At 71.3% G+C, this 15,904-nt stretch carries 13 protein-coding genes and 2 pseudogenes; 4 read left to right on the forward strand and 11 right to left on the reverse strand.

Annotation, left to right across the window (positions count from 1 at the left end; translation table 11 throughout):
* Positions 1 to 299 precede the first annotated feature (299 nt).
* Positions 300 to 665 (reverse strand): winged helix-turn-helix transcriptional regulator, encoded by a 366-nt coding sequence (locus ACH4SE_RS31940; RefSeq protein WP_398547027.1) that lies wholly within the window; start codon positions 663 to 665, stop codon positions 300 to 302.
* Between the two features lie 92 nt (positions 666 to 757).
* Between ACH4SE_RS31940 and ACH4SE_RS31945 the strand changes: the two genes are divergently transcribed.
* Entirely contained in the window at positions 758 to 1,423 is a 666-nt protein-coding gene (locus tag ACH4SE_RS31945; protein WP_398547028.1) for an NADPH-dependent F420 reductase, read from the forward strand.
* A 582-nt stretch (positions 1,424 to 2,005) separates the two neighbouring features.
* Here ACH4SE_RS31945 and ACH4SE_RS31950 read toward each other — a convergent pair.
* Together ACH4SE_RS31950 and ACH4SE_RS31955 are read right to left on the reverse strand one after the other, a co-directional pair.
* Positions 2,006 to 2,539, reverse strand: a pseudogene (locus ACH4SE_RS31950) (IS5 family transposase); the annotation flags it as partial.
* A 445-nt stretch (positions 2,540 to 2,984) separates the two neighbouring features.
* Entirely contained in the window at positions 2,985 to 3,719 is a 735-nt protein-coding gene (locus ACH4SE_RS31955; RefSeq protein WP_398547029.1) for a DUF1963 domain-containing protein, read from the reverse strand.
* Between the two features lie 766 nt (positions 3,720 to 4,485).
* On the opposite strand from ACH4SE_RS31955, the gene ACH4SE_RS31960 reads away from it, so the two are divergent.
* A complete protein-coding gene (locus ACH4SE_RS31960) occupies positions 4,486 to 5,793 on the forward strand; it encodes a cation:proton antiporter (RefSeq protein WP_398547030.1) in 1,308 nt (435 codons plus the stop codon).
* Between the two features lie 582 nt (positions 5,794 to 6,375).
* On the opposite strand, the gene ACH4SE_RS31965 is transcribed toward ACH4SE_RS31960, so the two are convergent.
* The gene (locus ACH4SE_RS31965; RefSeq protein ID WP_398547031.1) at positions 6,376 to 7,101 is read right to left on the reverse strand and encodes an aspartate/glutamate racemase family protein; all 726 of its coding nucleotides are present in this window, start codon (positions 7,099 to 7,101) and stop codon (positions 6,376 to 6,378) included.
* 488 nt (positions 7,102 to 7,589) lie between these two features.
* Here ACH4SE_RS31965 and ACH4SE_RS31970 point away from each other — a divergent pair, with 488 nt between their 5' ends.
* Together ACH4SE_RS31970 and ACH4SE_RS31975 are read left to right on the forward strand one after the other, a co-directional pair.
* Positions 7,590 to 8,462: a universal stress protein gene (locus tag ACH4SE_RS31970; protein WP_398547032.1), complete on the forward strand. Its 873-nt coding sequence runs from the start codon at positions 7,590 to 7,592 to the stop codon at positions 8,460 to 8,462.
* Between the two features lie 174 nt (positions 8,463 to 8,636).
* Complete coding sequence (locus ACH4SE_RS31975; RefSeq protein WP_398547033.1) at positions 8,637 to 9,512, forward strand: universal stress protein; 876 nt, start codon at positions 8,637 to 8,639, stop codon at positions 9,510 to 9,512.
* Here ACH4SE_RS31975 and ACH4SE_RS31980 read toward each other — a convergent pair.
* The 7 genes and pseudogenes from ACH4SE_RS31980 to ACH4SE_RS32010 all read right to left on the reverse strand — a co-directional run bounded on the left by ACH4SE_RS31980 (position 9,454) and on the right by ACH4SE_RS32010 (position 15,868).
* The gene (locus tag ACH4SE_RS31980; RefSeq protein ID WP_398547034.1) at positions 9,454 to 10,152 is read right to left on the reverse strand and encodes a CBS domain-containing protein; all 699 of its coding nucleotides are present in this window, start codon (positions 10,150 to 10,152) and stop codon (positions 9,454 to 9,456) included. The two genes, ACH4SE_RS31975 and ACH4SE_RS31980, sit on opposite strands and share 59 nt — an antisense overlap.
* A gap of 40 nt (positions 10,153 to 10,192) precedes the next feature.
* A complete protein-coding gene (locus ACH4SE_RS31985; RefSeq protein ID WP_398547035.1) occupies positions 10,193 to 10,750 on the reverse strand; it encodes a flavodoxin domain-containing protein in 558 nt (185 codons plus the stop codon).
* On the reverse strand, positions 10,747 to 11,439 hold the full coding sequence (locus ACH4SE_RS31990; protein ID WP_398547036.1) for a CBS domain-containing protein: 693 nt from the start codon (positions 11,437 to 11,439) through the stop codon (positions 10,747 to 10,749). Before ACH4SE_RS31990 ends, ACH4SE_RS31985 begins: the two co-directional genes overlap by 4 nt.
* A 123-nt stretch (positions 11,440 to 11,562) precedes the next feature.
* Positions 11,563 to 11,946 (reverse strand): annotated as a pseudogene (locus tag ACH4SE_RS31995) (universal stress protein); the annotation flags it as partial.
* A 167-nt stretch (positions 11,947 to 12,113) separates the two neighbouring features.
* Entirely contained in the window at positions 12,114 to 12,770 is a 657-nt protein-coding gene (locus tag ACH4SE_RS32000) for a helix-turn-helix domain-containing protein (protein ID WP_398547037.1), read from the reverse strand.
* Between the two features lie 738 nt (positions 12,771 to 13,508).
* Entirely contained in the window at positions 13,509 to 14,840 is a 1,332-nt protein-coding gene (locus ACH4SE_RS32005; protein WP_398547038.1) for a glycoside hydrolase family 125 protein, read from the reverse strand.
* Positions 14,837 to 15,868: a LacI family DNA-binding transcriptional regulator gene (locus tag ACH4SE_RS32010; RefSeq protein WP_398547039.1), complete on the reverse strand. Its 1,032-nt coding sequence runs from the start codon at positions 15,866 to 15,868 to the stop codon at positions 14,837 to 14,839. The genes ACH4SE_RS32005 and ACH4SE_RS32010 overlap by 4 nt, the downstream gene beginning before the upstream one ends.
* Positions 15,869 to 15,904 lie beyond the last annotated feature (36 nt).

The raw sequence follows: 15,904 nt of genomic DNA on the forward strand, positions 1-15,904 counted from the left end.
GGCTACCCCGGTTCCGCCGGACCACCCGTCACACCGCCGCTCCAGACGGCGCGACCGCGACCGCAGGTGGAGGTGGAGTGGGGCGTGCCGTACTTCTCGTAGGTGAACCAGCACGTGGTGTGAGCAGGCACCCCCGTAACAGCCCGCCGAACCAGTCCTGGTCGGACCACGGCAGCCACCCGGTCACCTCGTGACAGCAGAGCGGCCCACACGACTGCCCGCCACCAGGCGATCTGCGCTTGCTACCGCTGCCGCCCACCTGCTGTCGCCAAGGTGCCTGCTCACAACCGCTGTACTGATCACGAGGTTGTCAACGGGCCGGTGAGTTCGGCTTGGTTGTCTGCCGCCCATTGCGCGAGCCGCGCCAGAGGCCCGTTCGCGAACGATTCGCCGAGGGAGGAGAGTTGGTAGATCGCGCCGGGATGCTCCGACGACTGCTCGGTGCCGGCCGCTTTGACGACGAGACCGCGAGCCTGCAGTCGTTGAAGCGACTGACTGATCACTTTGTCACTGGCTCCCGCAATGCGCAGGAGTAGTTCGTTGCGTCGCGTCGGCCCCAGACGCAGGGCTGAGAGCACGACGGGATCCCACGTATGGCGGATGAGCTCCGCTGCCGCGCGCACGTGGCAGTCGGAGATGAACGTCTGACAGGACTCCTCGATCACGGAGTTCAGTGTCCCATCAGCCTCCTACCGAATGGTAGGAGCTGCGGTCGTAGCGTTCTGGAGGACACCGCTTCCAGACGGAGGAGACAGCTGTGAACGTAGGCATCCTGGGCACCGGAAACCTGGCCGTGACGCTTGGTCGCGCCTGGGCCGCATCCGGCCATTCGCTCGTGGTGACAGGGCGCAATCCGCTGCACGCCGGCCAGGCCGCCGACCAGATCGGCCCCTCGGCGGAAGCAGTTGCCCCCACCGACTTCGCGGGGAGGGCCGATGCGGTCGTGGTAGCGGTCTCCTGGGAAGGGCTGGAGGTCGCCCTGCATCTCGTCGGCGGCTCCGACCGGACGCTGGCGGGCAAGACCGTGATCGACTGCACCAACCCCGTCGACTACGCGACCGGTGAACTCAAGCCGGCATCCGGCTCCGCAGCAGAGCTCGCGGCTCGCTCTGCTCCCGGTGCCCACGTTGTCAAGGCACTGCACCTGTTCGCGGGAGCCTCGTGGCCATATACGGGCCTGCAGGAGACGGCGCCGGTCGTGGCGATCTGCGGCAGCGAGCGCAGCGCTCTGGATCTCGCCACAACGCTGATCGGTGACCTGGGCGGGCGGACGGCCGTGATCGGGGGGCTCGACAGCGCCCGGCAACTGGAAGAGGCCGCGGGATTCGTCATGAGGGTCGTCGCGTCCGGCCACAACCCGAGGCTCGCCGTGCCCGATGTCGACCCGGCACTCGTCAGCGCCGCTCGCACGGCGACCCGCTGAGCCGGCAGACCGCAAGAGAGGGCCGTGACGTCGCACCCCCGGCCCTCTCTCCACGCAGCCCGCAGAGCCCACCGCATGCCTCAGAAGCGATTCCCATTCCGAAGACAGGGTCACGTTTTCCCAGGTGAGGTGTGTGGCCGTCGCTCGATAGGCAGGCTCGGGCCGTCGTGTCGGTGCTGGCTGTGTTCGGAGGTGGCGGATGCCGTCGGTGTTGGGTGTGCTGGAGAGGCGCGAGCGGGTGGCGCTGGCCCGGGCGGAGGAATTGCGGCAGAGCTCGCGCGTCTCGAGGCCGCTGTGGCCGAGGCGGTGGAGGCGGCTCGACGTGCGGTCATTGCTCGTGAGGAGACGGTCACGGCGGTGGCCTAGGTTGTCGGCGATGGCGCGGGCCCTGGGCAGTCGGCTGATGGGCCCGCCGCGGGTGGAGGTTCCGGTGTGGCGCGAGGGGCTGGGGGCCGAGGTGCTGCCGTCTGATTGCGCGCGGATTGTGGCGTTGGTGGAGCGGGATGCGGCCGGGGGTGGGGAGGGTGTGAGGGCCCGGCGGATGCGGGAGGAGCTGAGCTGGCCGGCAACGGACGCGAGGGAGCAGCCAGCATCGGCCCGGACGAGGGTAATGGCCCGGTGCTGTTCGCGGAGCTGCTGGAGCAGGTCGCGGCCGGCGTCGTTGTCCTTCACCGAAGCGGCAGTGACCGTGATCACCAGCAGCAGGCCCAGGGTGTCCACGGCGATGTGCCGCTTGCGTCCGTTGATCTTCTTCCCGGCGTCGTAGCCACGGGTGGCGGCGTGGACGGTGGCGTCGGCCTTCACCGACTGCGAGTCGATGATCGCGGCCGTCGGCTCTTCCGTCTTGCCTGCGAGTTCCCGAAGGAGTTTGCGGAGCCGTCCGTACAGTTCCTTGCTCAGGGCGTTGTCGCGCCAGCGGCGGAAGAAGCGGTAGACGGCCCGCCAGGCGGGAAAGTCCCTCGGCAGGCTGGCCCAGCGCACGCCTTCCCAGGTCAGATAGCGCACGGCGTCGATCAGTTGGCGGTGGCAGTCGCCCTCCGGGCGCCCACCGCGGCCTTCCAGCCAGGCCGGGACCGGCAGCAGCGGGCGTACCACCGCCCACTCCGCGTCGCTCATGTCGGAGTCGTAGCACCGTACGCGGTCCGGACGGTCGGCCGCGTTTCCGAACCGGTGAGCGAGACAGTCGCACAACGGGGTGCCCGGAGTGGATGAGGCGGGCACGAACACGTCACAGTGGGTCGTCAGGGCTCCTGGCGACTCGGTTGACTCGACATCACCGAGATGTTCAGGAGGCCCTCTTTCATGCCCGGCCGTCCGGCGACCACCTGAACGAGACCAACCAGACCAACAGTTCGACCCGAGCCCGTACCTTCCGGTTTGGGGAGTCGCTTCTCAAAGAAAACAAGCGTCACGAACTGTGTGTCGACACCGGGGTTCCATGCGGACAGTAGGCGTGAAGCACGAGAGAATCTCGTGCACGGCTCATACCCGAACGGCAGCCACAGTGACGATGTTTCGATCAAGCATCGTCACCGCGGCTACTGCTTGCCTTGAGGCCGCGTCAGCCGGTCATGTCGTACGCGGCCCGGGCCTGGGTGAAACGGCCTGCGGCCAGATCGTCCCGGCGGATCACCCAGTAAACACGCCCCATGTCGCCTTCGACCACCGCGCTTCCGATCTCCGCGAGCAGCACCCAGTCGCCCGGGCCGTGCTCGATGTCCGGGATGGGATCGTTGTTCTCGACCCACGGGTAGCCGCCGATCTGCACCAATCCGCCCGTCTGCATTTCGTAGGAGTAGTCCCACCACACCTCGGCCAGCTCGTCGCCGTGCGGGAACCCCTTGATGTGGTCGCTGCGGTTGGGCAGCGAGGGATCGATCACCACACGGAGATCTCCGCCCGGGTAGACCTTCGGCGGCCGCTCACCGCCCGGACCGCGTTCGGCAACCGGCCTGCCTGCCGGGACGTAGACGAGCCGGGACCAGTCGCGATAGTCGCCGTACGGGGCGTTTTCGAATGTATCCGCGAAGAAGAGCAGCGTGCCCTCCTTCGGCAGCGGGAGGTCCGTCGCGTCCGGTGGGATGGCCGCGAGGTCGACCGAAGCGAGGAACGGCAAGTTCGGCACGGGCTCGTCCTCGGGTATCGGCGGCAGCCCGCCGAGCCGTCCGGCCACCGGGCCGTCGGTCGGCTTTCCTGGGCCCAGCGACGCGCACGGACGGAGGATTGTGCCGAGCCACCGCTCGACCTCGTCCTGCGGTACGCCAAGACGGAGGGCTTCGTCGCGGAACAGCTCCATTGATCTCATCTTCACAGAATATCCAGGAGTGATCATTGTCCGCCTATCAGGTGCCCGCACCGATCAATCCGGGTGGCCCCGCTACTGTCCAGGCTCGCCACCATGCGCCACAAACCTGGCAAGACCGTCACACGCCGGTGCACCGGAAGGGGACGAGGGAGTTGCGAACGCGACACAGTGGGACATCAGGGCCTCCTGTCCTCGGCTGACTCGACATCAGTGAGATGTTCAAGAGGCCCTGTTGCTGTGCACGGCCCAGCCTTGCTTGCCTGAACAAGACCCGCTTGGACGACAGTTCGATCAAGGCGCTGCCTTCCGGTTCGGGAATCGCTTCTCACCGCAGAGCTCCGCTCTCGACGCCCCGCGATGCGCGGCCGTGCAGGCCTCCTCGCGCAGCCCGCTGGTCCGCCCGGCCGAGTTGCCGAGGTGACCGCGCCATGAGTTGATCCGGTGACCGAGGGGCGAGGTGCTGGCTGCTTCCCGGCTCCGTACGGGCAAGGGGCCGCTTGCGTGGCGCAGTGGCCAAGTGTCCCAAGGACGGCATAGGGGCGCGCAGAACGCCCCGGCGTGATCGCAGACGTCACTCCAACGGCTCTCGGGCCCACGATCTGTCACGCCTGGCGTCGAGCGTCCCCCATGAGACCGCAAGGGACACCTAGAGTGAATGACCGTTCCCCTGCGTAAAGGGGCGCGGCGGTCAGCAGTCAGCGCGCGCCTGACCGCAGCCGCCTGACCGGTGCCCCTTCTCCCAGGCAAGGACGTACGGATGAGCCAGTGGGCTTTGGTGGCCGGCGGCGGGGTGGTCGCCTGTTACGGGGCGCTCTCGCGTCGGCTGTCGACGACCGTGCTGTCCGGGCCCATGGTGTTCACCGCGTGCGGGCTGGCGATCGGGCCGCTGGGCCTGGACCTGCTGAACGCCAACCGCGACCCGGAGGTCACCCGGATCCTGTTGGAGAGCGCGCTGATCCTCCTGCTGTTCACGGACGCGGCAGCAATCAGGTTCGGGGACCTGCGCCGGGAGGAGTTCCTGCCGCTGCGACTGCTCGCCATCGGGCTGCCACTCACGATGGCGCTGGGGTGGCTGGTCGCCTGGCCCCTGCTGCCCGGTCTGAGCATGTGGGAACTGGCTCTGGCCGGGATCATCCTGGCGCCCACGGATGCCGCGCTCGGACAACAGGCCTTCTCCAACCAGCGGGTTCCGGCCCTGGTCCGAGGAGGCCTGGGCGTCGAGTCGGGCCTGAACGACGGCCTGGTCCTCCCGTTCTTCGTCCTTGCTCTGGCAGCGGCAGGCGGGAGCGAGGGCCGTCCGGGCGTCGTCGCAACGTTCCTTCGCGCGCTCCTGCTGAGCGGTGCGATCGGGCTCGCGGCCGGCTGGTGCGCAGCGGGTGTGCTGCGGTGGTCGGTCGCGCGGGGCTGGATCACTCCCGACTGGCGGCAGTTCGTGTCCCTCGCCGTTCCCCTGGTCGCCTACGCGCTGTGCGGCGCTGCCGAGGGCAGCGGCTTCATCGGCGCCTGGGCCGCCGGTCTCGCCTACGGCAGCCGGCTGCGGGGCGCGTCACCACGCCGGGACGATCACGGCGGCGCTCCCGACCACCTGCAGAGTGTCGTGTTCAGCGAACAGCTCGGGCTTCTGCTCGCATCGGTGAGCTTCCTGGCCTTCGGCGCGGTCATCCTCGGTCCGGCTGTCGAGCACCTGACCTGGCGCATGGTGCTCTATGCACTGATCAGCCTGACCGTCATCCGGATGCTCCCCGTAGTCCTCGCCATGGCCGGCACAGGGCTACAGGCGGCCTCCATCGCCTACATCGGCTGGTTCGGCCCACGCGGCCTCGCCTCCCTGGTCTTCGGCCTGCTCGCCCTCGACGAACACCTGCCCGGGACCACGCTGCTCAACGGTGTCATCGCGATCACCGTGGGCCTGAGCATCCTCCTCCACGGCGCCACCGCCCCGTACCTCGGCGACCGCTACGCCACATGGTTCGCCACAACGATCCGCACCGCACCGGACCTTCGAGAAAACACCCTCACCACCGGCAACGCCCACGGCAACCCACGCCCCCGGGGCTCAGCTTGACGTTTGACACTGGGCGTCGAACGGGATTCGAAGTCGGTCGGCTTTCCCCAGTCCATCGGACGGGTGAGGGGACGCGGCCCGATCCTGTGCCCAGCGACAACGCAGCACGGAGGCAGGGATCGTGGGACTGGTCGAGCACGGGGCTCGACGAGACTCGCTGACAGTGGTGGCGGAGTTCCGGTCGGAGCTGCTCGGGTGCTTGGTTTCTCGTGGCGACGCGCGACGCTCCGTTGTCCGCTGAGGCTCCAGTTCGCACGACAACGCCGCCTAACGGCTACTCAGTACATCTGGAGGACTGGACGGTGCAGTGCGGGCAGCGGGGCGGCTCTCTTCTCCGGCCACCCGCGAGGCGCGTCCGCGCTGCCGGCACCGGTGCCGCACCCGCGCTCCTGTTCCTCGCCGGCACGGGCGGCGGGGACACCGCTCGTGTTCCTCACCACCGTCCGGTCCCGGCGGCCGGCTCCTGCCGCCTGCCGCCAGGACCGCACCACTCGGCACCCGATGCCGGCACCCGCGGCTCGGCGCGGCCGGCCGCCCCGGCCCGCCTGCCGTCACGAGGAGGCCACGCCCCGGGAAGGCGAGTCAGGGACCGGTTTCCGTGCGCCTGCCGTTCCCGGTACCGGACAGCGCGGCGTTGACGGCCGCTTCGGCGTGGATGCGCGCAGTGGGGAAGAGCGGAACGGGGCTGTCCTGGGGGCCGACGAGCAGCTCGATCTCGGTGCAGCCCAGGATGACGCCTTCCGCGCCGGCGCCGACGAGATCCTCGATGACCCCCCGGTAAGCATCGCGCGACTCGTCCCGCACGATCCCGAGGCAGAGCTCCTCATAGATCACGTGGTGCACGAGCGCGCGTCCCTCGGCGTCCGGAACGAGGACGTCCAGGCCCGCTGCCTCCAGGCGGGCCCGGTAGAAGTCCTGCTCCATGGTGAAGGCGGTGCCGAGCAGTCCGACCTGGCGCACGCCGGACGCCCGTACGGCCTGCGCAGTGGCATCGGCCAGGTGCAGCAGGGGGACGGACACCGCCGCCGCGACGACGTCGGCAACCTTGTGCATGGTGTTGGTGCACAGCAGCAGCAAGTCGGCGCCGGCTGCCTCCAGGGACCGGGCCGCCGCGGCGAGGACCTCCCCCGCCTCCTCCCAGCGTCCCCGCACCTGCAACCGCTCGATCTCCGCGAAGTCCACGCTGTAGACGACGCACCGGGCCGAATGCAGGCCGCCGAGCCGATCGCGTGTGAACTCGTTCACGTACCGGTAGTACTCCGCTGTCGACTCCCAGCTCATCCCGCCGATCAGCCCGATCGTCTGCACCAGTTCGCTCCCACACCGCATCGGTCCCCCAGAAGTTCCCCTCACCCCTCCAGGCTCCCATAAGCAAAGTAAGCGCTGTTGATGTCGACCATAAGGGTGGCTTGGGCAGCGCGGGCTACGGCGAACGGAGGGCGCCTGCGCAGGCGCGGCATTCCCCATGCCCCAGGACGTCGCCGCAGGACTTCGCCGCCTGGCCGCCGAGGGCCGGCACTGAGACCACCGGGTCAAGCGGCCTATCACCGCAGCCGGGGACAGCGAGGACGCCGACGCGGCGACCGGCGACCACCTGCGCATCGGCAGACGCGGCAGCCTGCGACAACGGCAACCACCGCCGCCCAGCCCCCCAACTCACCGTGACGAGCCGCCCGGGCCGAATCGGCGCGGAGTCGCGGGAGCCGCGGACGCCCCGTTCGGCCCTGTCGGGCCTGGTGCTCCGAGGGGAACAGCTACGAGAGGTGGTTGTGTCCGATGGTGGGGCCTATGGGGTGATGACGGCGATGGTGGAGCAACTGGTGGTCGGGATCGACGGCTCCCCGGCGAGCGCGGCGGCAGCCGAGTGGGCCGGGCGCGAAGCGTCGATGCGGGGTGCGGCGGTGCGCATGCTCAACGTCTGGCGCGCCCCGACGAGCAACGTGCAGTTCTCGCCCGGCCCCGAGGGGCTGCGCATGTGGGAGGAGACCCGCGCGTTCGACGCGGCACGGCAGGTGGAGCAGGACCACCCGGAGGTGGTCGCCACCGCCGAGCAGGTGCCCGGGGCCCCGGTGCAGGCGCTGGTCGAGGCGGCCGGGGGTTCGGCGATGCTGGTCCTGGGGTCACGCGGTGCCGGGGCGCTCGCCGGCTACGTCTACGGGTCGGTGGGTCTGCAGGTGGTGGCCCGCTGTGACCGGCCGGTGGTACTGGTGAGGCAGCCGGACGCAGGGCCCGGTGAGGAGGGTGCCGAGGTGGTTCTCTGCGTCGACCTCGGCCGTCCGTGCGACGCCCTGATGACGTTCGCGTTCGAGGAGGCCGCGGCCCGCGGCGCCGTTCTGCGCGTGCTGCACGTGTGGGACCTGCACAGGAAGTACGGCTACGCGGTACCTGCCTTCAGCCCGCAGTTGAAGCATCAACTGCACAGGGAGAAGGCGGAGGAGCTCTCCTCCCTGCTCGAGCCGTACCGTGCGGGGTTCGACGGGGTCAGGGTGGTCGAGGACCTCGCAGAGGGGTCGGTCACCGACGGCCTGGTGACGACGGCGAGCGCCGCCGGACTGCTCGTCGTGGGCCGCCGCCGGCGGCGCACGCCGCTCGGGGTCCGTATCGGTGCCGTCACCCATGCGGTGGTGCACCATGCGCCCTGCCCGGTCGCCGTGATCGCCCACGACTGAGGGCGCAGCGCCTCTCGGCCGCGGCAGCCCGGGGCCTTCCGGCCCGGCGCAGGGTCTTTCGGGACGAGCGGCGATCGTTCGCCGAGGGGACCATGGAGGGGACCGAATCGCGATGTCCGCGGTGCTCCGTGCGGGCCGGCGGGGCCGCGGACCCATGAGAGCGGAGGCGAGGGCATGGAGAACAGCGCGCCGAACGAGGGTGGCCTGGGACCGGTCGTGGTCGGTGTGGACGGCTCGGAGCACTCCGACCGTGCCGCGGTGTGGGCGGCGGCGGAGGCGGAGGCCCGGGGGCGGCCGCTGACGGTGGTGCACGGTGTGGGGGCCGAACGGCAGGGCTACTGGACGCCGGACGAGGCCGAGGCCGTCATCACGGGAGGCGGGCGGCTGCTCGACCACGTGCAGTCCGTGGTCGCGGAGCGTTACCCGGGCCTCCCCGTCGCGACGACGCTGAGCAGGAGTGACCCCGCGGCGGCACTGCTGGAGGCCGGAGGGGCCGAGGACACGCTGGTCGTGGGATCGCGTGGCCGGGGAGGCTTCGCGTCACTCCTGCTCGGTTCGGTCAGCCTGCGGGTCGCCGCCCGCAGCCGGGGGCCGGTGGTCGTGGTGCGGGCCGTGCCCGAGGACACGACCGGCACGGTGGTGGCGGCGGTCCGGGACGACGGAGACCGGGAGACAGTGCGGTTCGCCGCCCGCACGGCGGCGCGGCGCGGCGCGGTTCTGCGCGTGGTCAGCGTGTGGAGGTTCCTGGAGAACGTCGGGAGCATGGGCGCGGTGGCAGTCGACATCGACGCCGTCGCCAGGTCCGAGGTCGAGGCGACCCGGCGGACGGTCGGCCCGATTCGTGCGGAGTTCCCCGACCTGACGATCACGGAGGACGCAGTGCGCTCACGTTCCGTGGCCGCGGCGCTGGTGGACGCCTCCGCGTCCGCCGACCTGCTCGTCATGGGGGCTCGGCGGCGGGCCCACGTGATGGGCGTCGGCCTCGGAGGGGTCACGCACGCCGTGCTGCACCACGCCCACTGCCCGGTGGCCGTCCTCCCCCGCCGGTGACCCCGGCGGTGAGGTCGGTATGGACGTCCACCACTCCCTCGACGGTTCGGGCCAGGCGACCCGCCACCGGGATCAGCCCGGCCTCGTGGACCCGGCCTGTGAGCCAGACGACGCCTTCGTGCACGTCCACCCGCGGGCCTGCCTCGTCCGGGAACAGCGCGTGGACGACCTCCTTGCGTACCTCGGCAGCGATCTCCGTGTCCGTGCGGAGGAACACCTCCAGGAGGTCGCCGCGGCTGACGATGCCGCGCAGTCTGTCCTCGGCGTCGGTGACCGGCAGCCGCTTCACCTTGCGCTGGGCCATGATGCGGGCGGCCTGCGCCAGCGTGGTCCCGGTGTGGACGCACACGGCGGGGGAGGTCATCAGGTGCTCGGCGGTGACGGCCTCGGCCTTGGTGACGTCGGAGAGCGTGTGAACCGATCCGAAGCGGCCGGGTTCGCTGTCCCGGAGCTGCTCCTTGTGCAGCAGGTCCGCTTCCGACACCACCCCCACGACCCGTCCGTCCCCCTCGAGCACGGGGAGGGCGCTCACCTTCCCTTCCGCCAGAGTTGCCACGATCTCCTTGAACGTCGCGTCAGGGCCGATGGCGACGACCTCGTGCGTCATGACGTCACCGACGGTACGTGGTGAGTTGTACATGATCTCTCCGCAGGTCGGGCGACGGCCCGGGCCGTCCCGGTCATCGCGTCGGTTGATCGGCCGCCGCACGCACCTGGGCGGCGATGTCCCGCACCCAGGCGCCGATCCGCTCGGGGTCGCGGTAGTCCCCGCCCTGTCCGCGGGCGAGGATCATGCGGGCGAGCGGGCCGCGGGCACCGGGGACGAGCCGCCCACCGAACGTCATGTGTCCGGCGGCGTCCACCCGGTCGGCGAGATGCCGTACCGCAGGGGTGGGCGGGAGGTCGCCTGCGGCTGCCGAGGCGTCGAGCGGACCGCTGCTGAAGAGCCAGACGGGGAGGGAGGCCAGCGCCCTGCGGTGCCGCCGGGCGAAGCGGGTGGCCTCGCGCAGCCAGCGGCCGCCGTACAGTCCGGACCCGAGCACCACGGCGCGTACCGGAGGCAGGTCCCGTACCGCTGCCGCGGGCCGTACGAGGGCGTCGACTCCCCCGTCGGCCAGAGCCGTACCGATCCAGTCGGCGATCTCCGCGGTTCCGCCGTTCCTCGTGGCGTAGACGACCAGGACGACGGGCGTTCCCGTGTCGGCCCCGTCAGCCCTGTTTCCGGGCCGCTGAGTCACGGCAGCAGTCTTCCGGGCTCGTGAGATGCCACCGCGGCCGCCTCCTCGGTGCGGCAGTCGAGGTGCCCGGTGACCTCGACGACCCCGTCCACCCCCTCGCAGAGCCGCATCAGCACGGGGATGAGGCTGCGTCGCTCGACGCTGCCGTGCAAGGACACCCGCCCGTCGGTGACCTTGACACCCACCTCGTCCGCGCTGATGCCGAGCGTGCGATCGAGGACCTCGCCGGCGATCTCCTCCCGGATGAGGTGGTCGCGGCGCAGGAAGACCCGCAGCAGATCCGCACGGCTGACGATCCCGACCAGGCGCCCCGTGCCGTCCACCACGGGAAGGCGCTTGACGCCGGCCTGGTCCATCGCGCGGGCCGCCTGTACCGCCGACCACTCCGGCCTGGCCACCACGGCCGGCGCACTCATCAGTGCGGCCGCCGTGGTCCTCTCCTCGGCCGACTCCGGCGGCGGTACGTCCAGCAGCCCGGGGAGTCCGGCCGGCTCGGGCCGGCCGGCTTCCCGGTGCACGAGGTCGGTCTCCGACACCACGCCCAGCGGGCGGTCGTCCTCGTCGACCACCGGCAGCGCGGTGACGCCGTTGTCCACGAGAAGCTTGGCGACCTCCTTGAACGCGGTGTCCGGCCTGGCGCGCACCACCGAGTGCGTCATGAGATCGCTGACGGTCCTGTGCGTCGACATCGCGAGTCTCCCTTCCACGAGGGTCCCCACTCCAGCGTGCACGAATCCGGGCGGCAGCGGGCAGCGCCGTCGGTCGCCCGGATTGCGGCCGACCGGTCCACCACGGGTTCGTGCCGTCACACGTCACGTCCGGCGGTCGCGGGGCGACGAGCAGCGGGCGGTCGGTGTGGTGGACCGGGGCACGGCTGGTGGAGCCGAGGAGCAGCCGCTGAATCCGCCGCGGCCCCTGCTTCCGACGGCCAGGCAGCGAGCCTGCCGGGAGACGGAGGCGAGCACCTGCGCGGGGTCGCCGCTGCAGACCTCCTGCCGCACCTCGGTGTCCGGGTAGCGCCGCCGGTGGCCTGCCACCTGCTCGGCCACGAGCAGGCCGGTGTCCTCGCGGTACTCCGCCCAGGTGTAGTCGCGGGGGCTGCGCACCGCGACGGCGATCAGCCGCGCACCGGCCGCGTCAGCCTCCTCGAAGGCCAGGTCGACCGCTGCCGAGGACGCGTGCGAACCGTCGACGCCGACGACGACGGGTCCCGCACCGGACGTGGACGAGGTGCAACGGAAGCCCGCGTGCCGCGGCCCCGTGGGCGGCCCATTCCGCCACCGGTCCGTTCCGCCCGGTCCGGGCGCCGGAGACGCCGGAGACGCCGCCTTCGTGCGTGCCGGTCACGAGGTTCTCCTCCCGGTCATTCCGCGGTGATGCGGCGGCCGGTGATGCGTTCCGGCTCGATCCGTACCCACAGCAGGCGCTCGCCGCCGGCCCACGGCGAGGAGCGGATCTGCGTCCCCAGGGCGCGTACCGCGTCCGGATCGGTGACGGCGGAGGCGCGGCCGACGACCAGGACGCTCCAGCCCTCGCTGAGCGCCTCGTCCGCCCGGTCCACCTCGAAGGCGACCTGCCGGCCAACCGCCTGTGCGGGAGCGGCGGTCCGCTCCGTCCGGAAGACGACGGCGCCGTCCACCACCGCGTAGTTGACCGGGAGAACCGCCGGCCCGTCGTCCGTGGTCACCGCGATCCGTCCGATTCCGTGGCCGGACAGCAGCTCGCGGCACTCGGCGGGGTCCAGCGCGCTCAGCCGCGGGCTGTCCGCGGCCTCACCGAGCCCGGGCGGAAGCCCGGTGTCGGCGCCGTGCAGGCGGGACACGCTGGTATCCAGCGCGACGGCGACCCTCAGCAGGAAGGTCGATCCCGGAGAGGCGAATGGACGCTCCTCCACGTACCGCAGATACTCCGGCGCGATGCCGGCCCGCTCGGCCACCTGCTCGCGGCTGAGACCGAGCTCGCGGCGGCGCAGCGCCAGCCGGCGGCCGATGTCGCCCGCCGGCGCGGATTCCTTCGACATGGCGTCGGCCTCCCTTGGCTGCCCTTGTCCTGCGGCCGGTCCCCTGCCGGGGCCCGTACCGCTGTCACTCCCAGTGTCGCCGCCGCACGGCGGTCGGTGCACGAGCGGCACGGCCCCGAAAGAGGGGCCGGAACACCCCTTCTGCCGCCCGTGGCCGGACAGGCCCGCCGGAGGGCGCCCGGCTCGGGTGGCCGTGACGGTTGCGGACGCGGCACGTGGCGCACCCCGGAGGACGCGGTGAGCCGGGCCGGCGGCGACGGGGCGCACCACGCCCGGCTGGAGCTGGACCGGCTGCCGGAGGAGCTGCGGGGGCGACTGGACGTCCGGGGCGCGCGGCCGCTGGAGGCCGTCCGGGCCGCCGGGTACTCGCGGAGTACATCGTCGGGTCGGCTCAGGAGCGCGTGGCGCGCCTCGGCCTCCACGTCAGGGCAACTACGTCGCTACTGCTCGACGCCCCCTGCGCAGCGCCGCTCCGGGAATGCCTGTCTTGTGACGACCGTCGTGGTACCCCACATCTCCAGCTGCCCGCGCGGCATCCTCGGCAACTGCCTGCCTGGGAATCGTGTCGGTCTCGGGAACCACCGCCTGGACAGGTCCCCCAAGGAACTGGGTGCTGTACATGCCCCTCGAAGATCGACAACGCGCGCGCCCCCGAAGGAAACGGCGTCCACGCGTGCCCCATCCAGCCTGAAACCCGCAAGGTTGCCCAGTACCTGAGACGACACCCGACGTGCCGAGTCACACCGGCTGCGCCTCACCACGGTCGGTGTCGGCGGTCGCCCACAGGGAGCGGGTGCCGAGTCCGACGACGTCCAGGGCGAGTTCGGCGTACATCGCATTGGCCCAGGAGAACCAGGGCCTGGTGAACCGGCGCGGGTCGTCCTTGTGGAAGGACTCGTGCATCGCCCCGGTGCCCGCGTCGGTGTCGATCAGCACGCGCAGCGCCCTCAGCCGGTCCTGGGCGACGTCGCTCGTCAGGCCCTGCACGGCGATCGCGATCGGCCAGATGTGCTCCGCGGGGGTGTGCGGGCTGCCCACCCCCGCGGCGGCGCTTCCCCGGTACCAGGTCGGGTTCTCGGGTGAGAGCACGAACTGCCGGGTCGCACGGTAGAGCGGGTCGGTACTGGGGATGTTCGCGACGAGAGGCAGGGACAGCAGGCTCGGCATGTTGGCGTCGTCCATGAGGAGCGCGTTGCCGTGTCCGTCCACCTCGTACGCGTAGATCTCGCCGAGGCCGGCGTGGCGCACGGTCCCGTGGCTGCGGACGCCCTCGCGCAGTTCCGCGGCCAGCAGCGTGGCGTCGGCAGCGAGCGCCGTGTCCGACAGGTGGCGTGCGATGTCGGCCACACCGTCGAGGGCGGCAGCAGCGCACAGGTTCGCGGGCACGTTGTACCCGAAGACGCAGGCGTCGTCGCTGGGCCGGAATCCGCTCCAGGTCATGCCGGTCCGGGCGACCGGCGTCCCCCGTCCCCCGTTCGGCAGCGTGTCGCCGGGCGGGCCGGCCCGCCGCACGAAGCGGTACGTCGACCGTCCCTCGTGATCCTGCTCCCTGCGCCACACCGTGATGACGACGCGGGCGACACGCGCGGTGTCCTCGAGGTGTTCGGTCAGTCCGGTGGCCGCCCAGAAGCGGTGGGCCAGCAGGAGGGGGAAGGCGAGGGAGTCGACCTCGTACTTCTCCTCCCACACCCAGGGGTCCTCGCACAGGTCGTCCGCGTCGTGCGCCCGCCCGGAGGGCCCGGCGTTGAAGGCGTTCGCGTAGGGATCGCGCTCGATCTGCCGGAACTGCCGCCTCATCACGGCGGTGACGAGGTTCCGCAGCGGAGCGTCGTCCCGCAGCAGCGCCAGGTACGGCATCATCTGCGTCGTCGAGTCGCGCAGCCACATGGCGGGGATGTCACCCGTCACCACGAAAGCGGTGCCGTCGGGCATCGGGCGGATGGTGCGCGCCAGGGTGTCGTCGAGGCAGCGTACGAGGGTCTGCCCGAACCGGGGGTCGCCCAGCGCGTCGAGGCGGCGAAGCGCCTCCTCCACGGTCGGGTGGTCCTTGACGGTGGTGGGGAACTTCATGCGGGGACCTCGCGCGGGCCGCCGGAAGGGGGCCCGTAACGGATGACGCGCGTCGGAACGGTGACGCGGCGGGCGGCGGGCGGCGGTGCGCCCCGGTTGCCGAGGCGGTCGAGCAGCAGGCGTGCGGCCTGGCGGCCGATCTCGTCGGCGTCGTAGGAGACGAGAGTGAGCGACAGGCCGAGCACGTCGGAGAGGTCGAAGTCGTCGAACCCCGCGAGGGGAATGCTGGTCCCCGTCTTCAACAGGACCCGGATCGCGCCCTGGCTGATGCGGTTGTTGGCGCAGAACAGCGCTGTGGGGGCGTTGGGCAGGTCCAGGAGTTCCGCGGTCGCCCGCTCCGCCGTCACGGCGTCGACGAGGCCCTGGCGGATCAGGGTGCTGTCCGGCTCGACACCGGCCTCCTCGTGCGCCGCCCAGAACCCGCGCAGCCGCTCCGTCCCGGTGTACAGGGCGGGAGGGTTGCCGAGGAAGGCGACACGGGTGTGCCCTTCGGCCAGCAGGCACGCCGTGGCCTCGCGGGCTCCGTGGAAGTCCTCGACGAGTACGCAGTCGGTGTCGAGTCCCGCCGGCGGCCGTGCGGCCAGGACGACGGGAACGTGGCGCATCGCGACCTCGAGGTGCTTCTGCCGGCTTCCCGCGGGAACGACGATCAGCCCTTCGACCTGGTGGTCGACGAGGCCGTCGACCAGGCCCGGCTCCTTGTCGACCTGATCGGCGGAATTGCTGAGCACCACCCTGAAGCCGTGCTCGGTGGCGACCTCCTGGACTCCGAGCGCGAGGCGTGAGTAGAACGGGTTGGCAAGGTTGGTGACGACGAGCCCTATCATCCCGCTGCCCCCGAGACGCAGGCTGCGAGCGGTCTCGTTGCGGCGGTAGCCGAGCCGGTCCACGGCGGCGAAGACGCGCTCGCGGGTCGCCTCCGACACGCCCGGATCGTTCTTGAGCACCCGTGAGACGGTCATTGCACTGACCTGCGCGAGCTTGCCGACGTCGTGCATGGTCGGCCCGCCGCTTCGCTGAGTGGGCATGCCCCTCCTCCTCCCTGCGCCGTCCAGCGGCGGAGT

The organism is Streptomyces sp. NPDC020983, assembly GCF_044333485.1.
Classification (GTDB): Bacteria; Actinomycetota; Actinomycetes; order Streptomycetales; family Streptomycetaceae; genus Actinacidiphila.

What these genes read in the sequence shown, in the direction of transcription:
- ACH4SE_RS31980 (WP_398547034.1), bottom strand. Translation starts at nt 10,152, where the DNA reads ATGTACAACTCACCACGTACCGTCGGTGACGTCATGACGCACGAGGTC.
- ACH4SE_RS31990 (WP_398547036.1), bottom strand. Translation starts at nt 11,439, where the DNA reads ATGTCGACGCACAGGACCGTCAGCGATCTCATGACGCACTCGGTGGTG.
- ACH4SE_RS32000 (WP_398547037.1), bottom strand. Translation starts at nt 12,770, where the DNA reads ATGTCGAAGGAATCCGCGCCGGCGGGCGACATCGGCCGCCGGCTGGCG.
- ACH4SE_RS32005 (WP_398547038.1), bottom strand. Translation starts at nt 14,840, where the DNA reads ATGAAGTTCCCCACCACCGTCAAGGACCACCCGACCGTGGAGGAGGCG.
- ACH4SE_RS31955 (WP_398547029.1), bottom strand. Translation starts at nt 3,719, where the DNA reads ATGGAGCTGTTCCGCGACGAAGCCCTCCGTCTTGGCGTACCGCAGGAC.
- ACH4SE_RS31970 (WP_398547032.1), top strand. Translation starts at nt 7,590, where the DNA reads ATGACGGCGATGGTGGAGCAACTGGTGGTCGGGATCGACGGCTCCCCG.
- ACH4SE_RS31975 (WP_398547033.1), top strand. Translation starts at nt 8,637, where the DNA reads ATGGAGAACAGCGCGCCGAACGAGGGTGGCCTGGGACCGGTCGTGGTC.
- ACH4SE_RS32010 (WP_398547039.1), bottom strand. Translation starts at nt 15,868, where the DNA reads ATGCCCACTCAGCGAAGCGGCGGGCCGACCATGCACGACGTCGGCAAG.
- ACH4SE_RS31960 (WP_398547030.1), top strand. Translation starts at nt 4,486, where the DNA reads ATGAGCCAGTGGGCTTTGGTGGCCGGCGGCGGGGTGGTCGCCTGTTAC.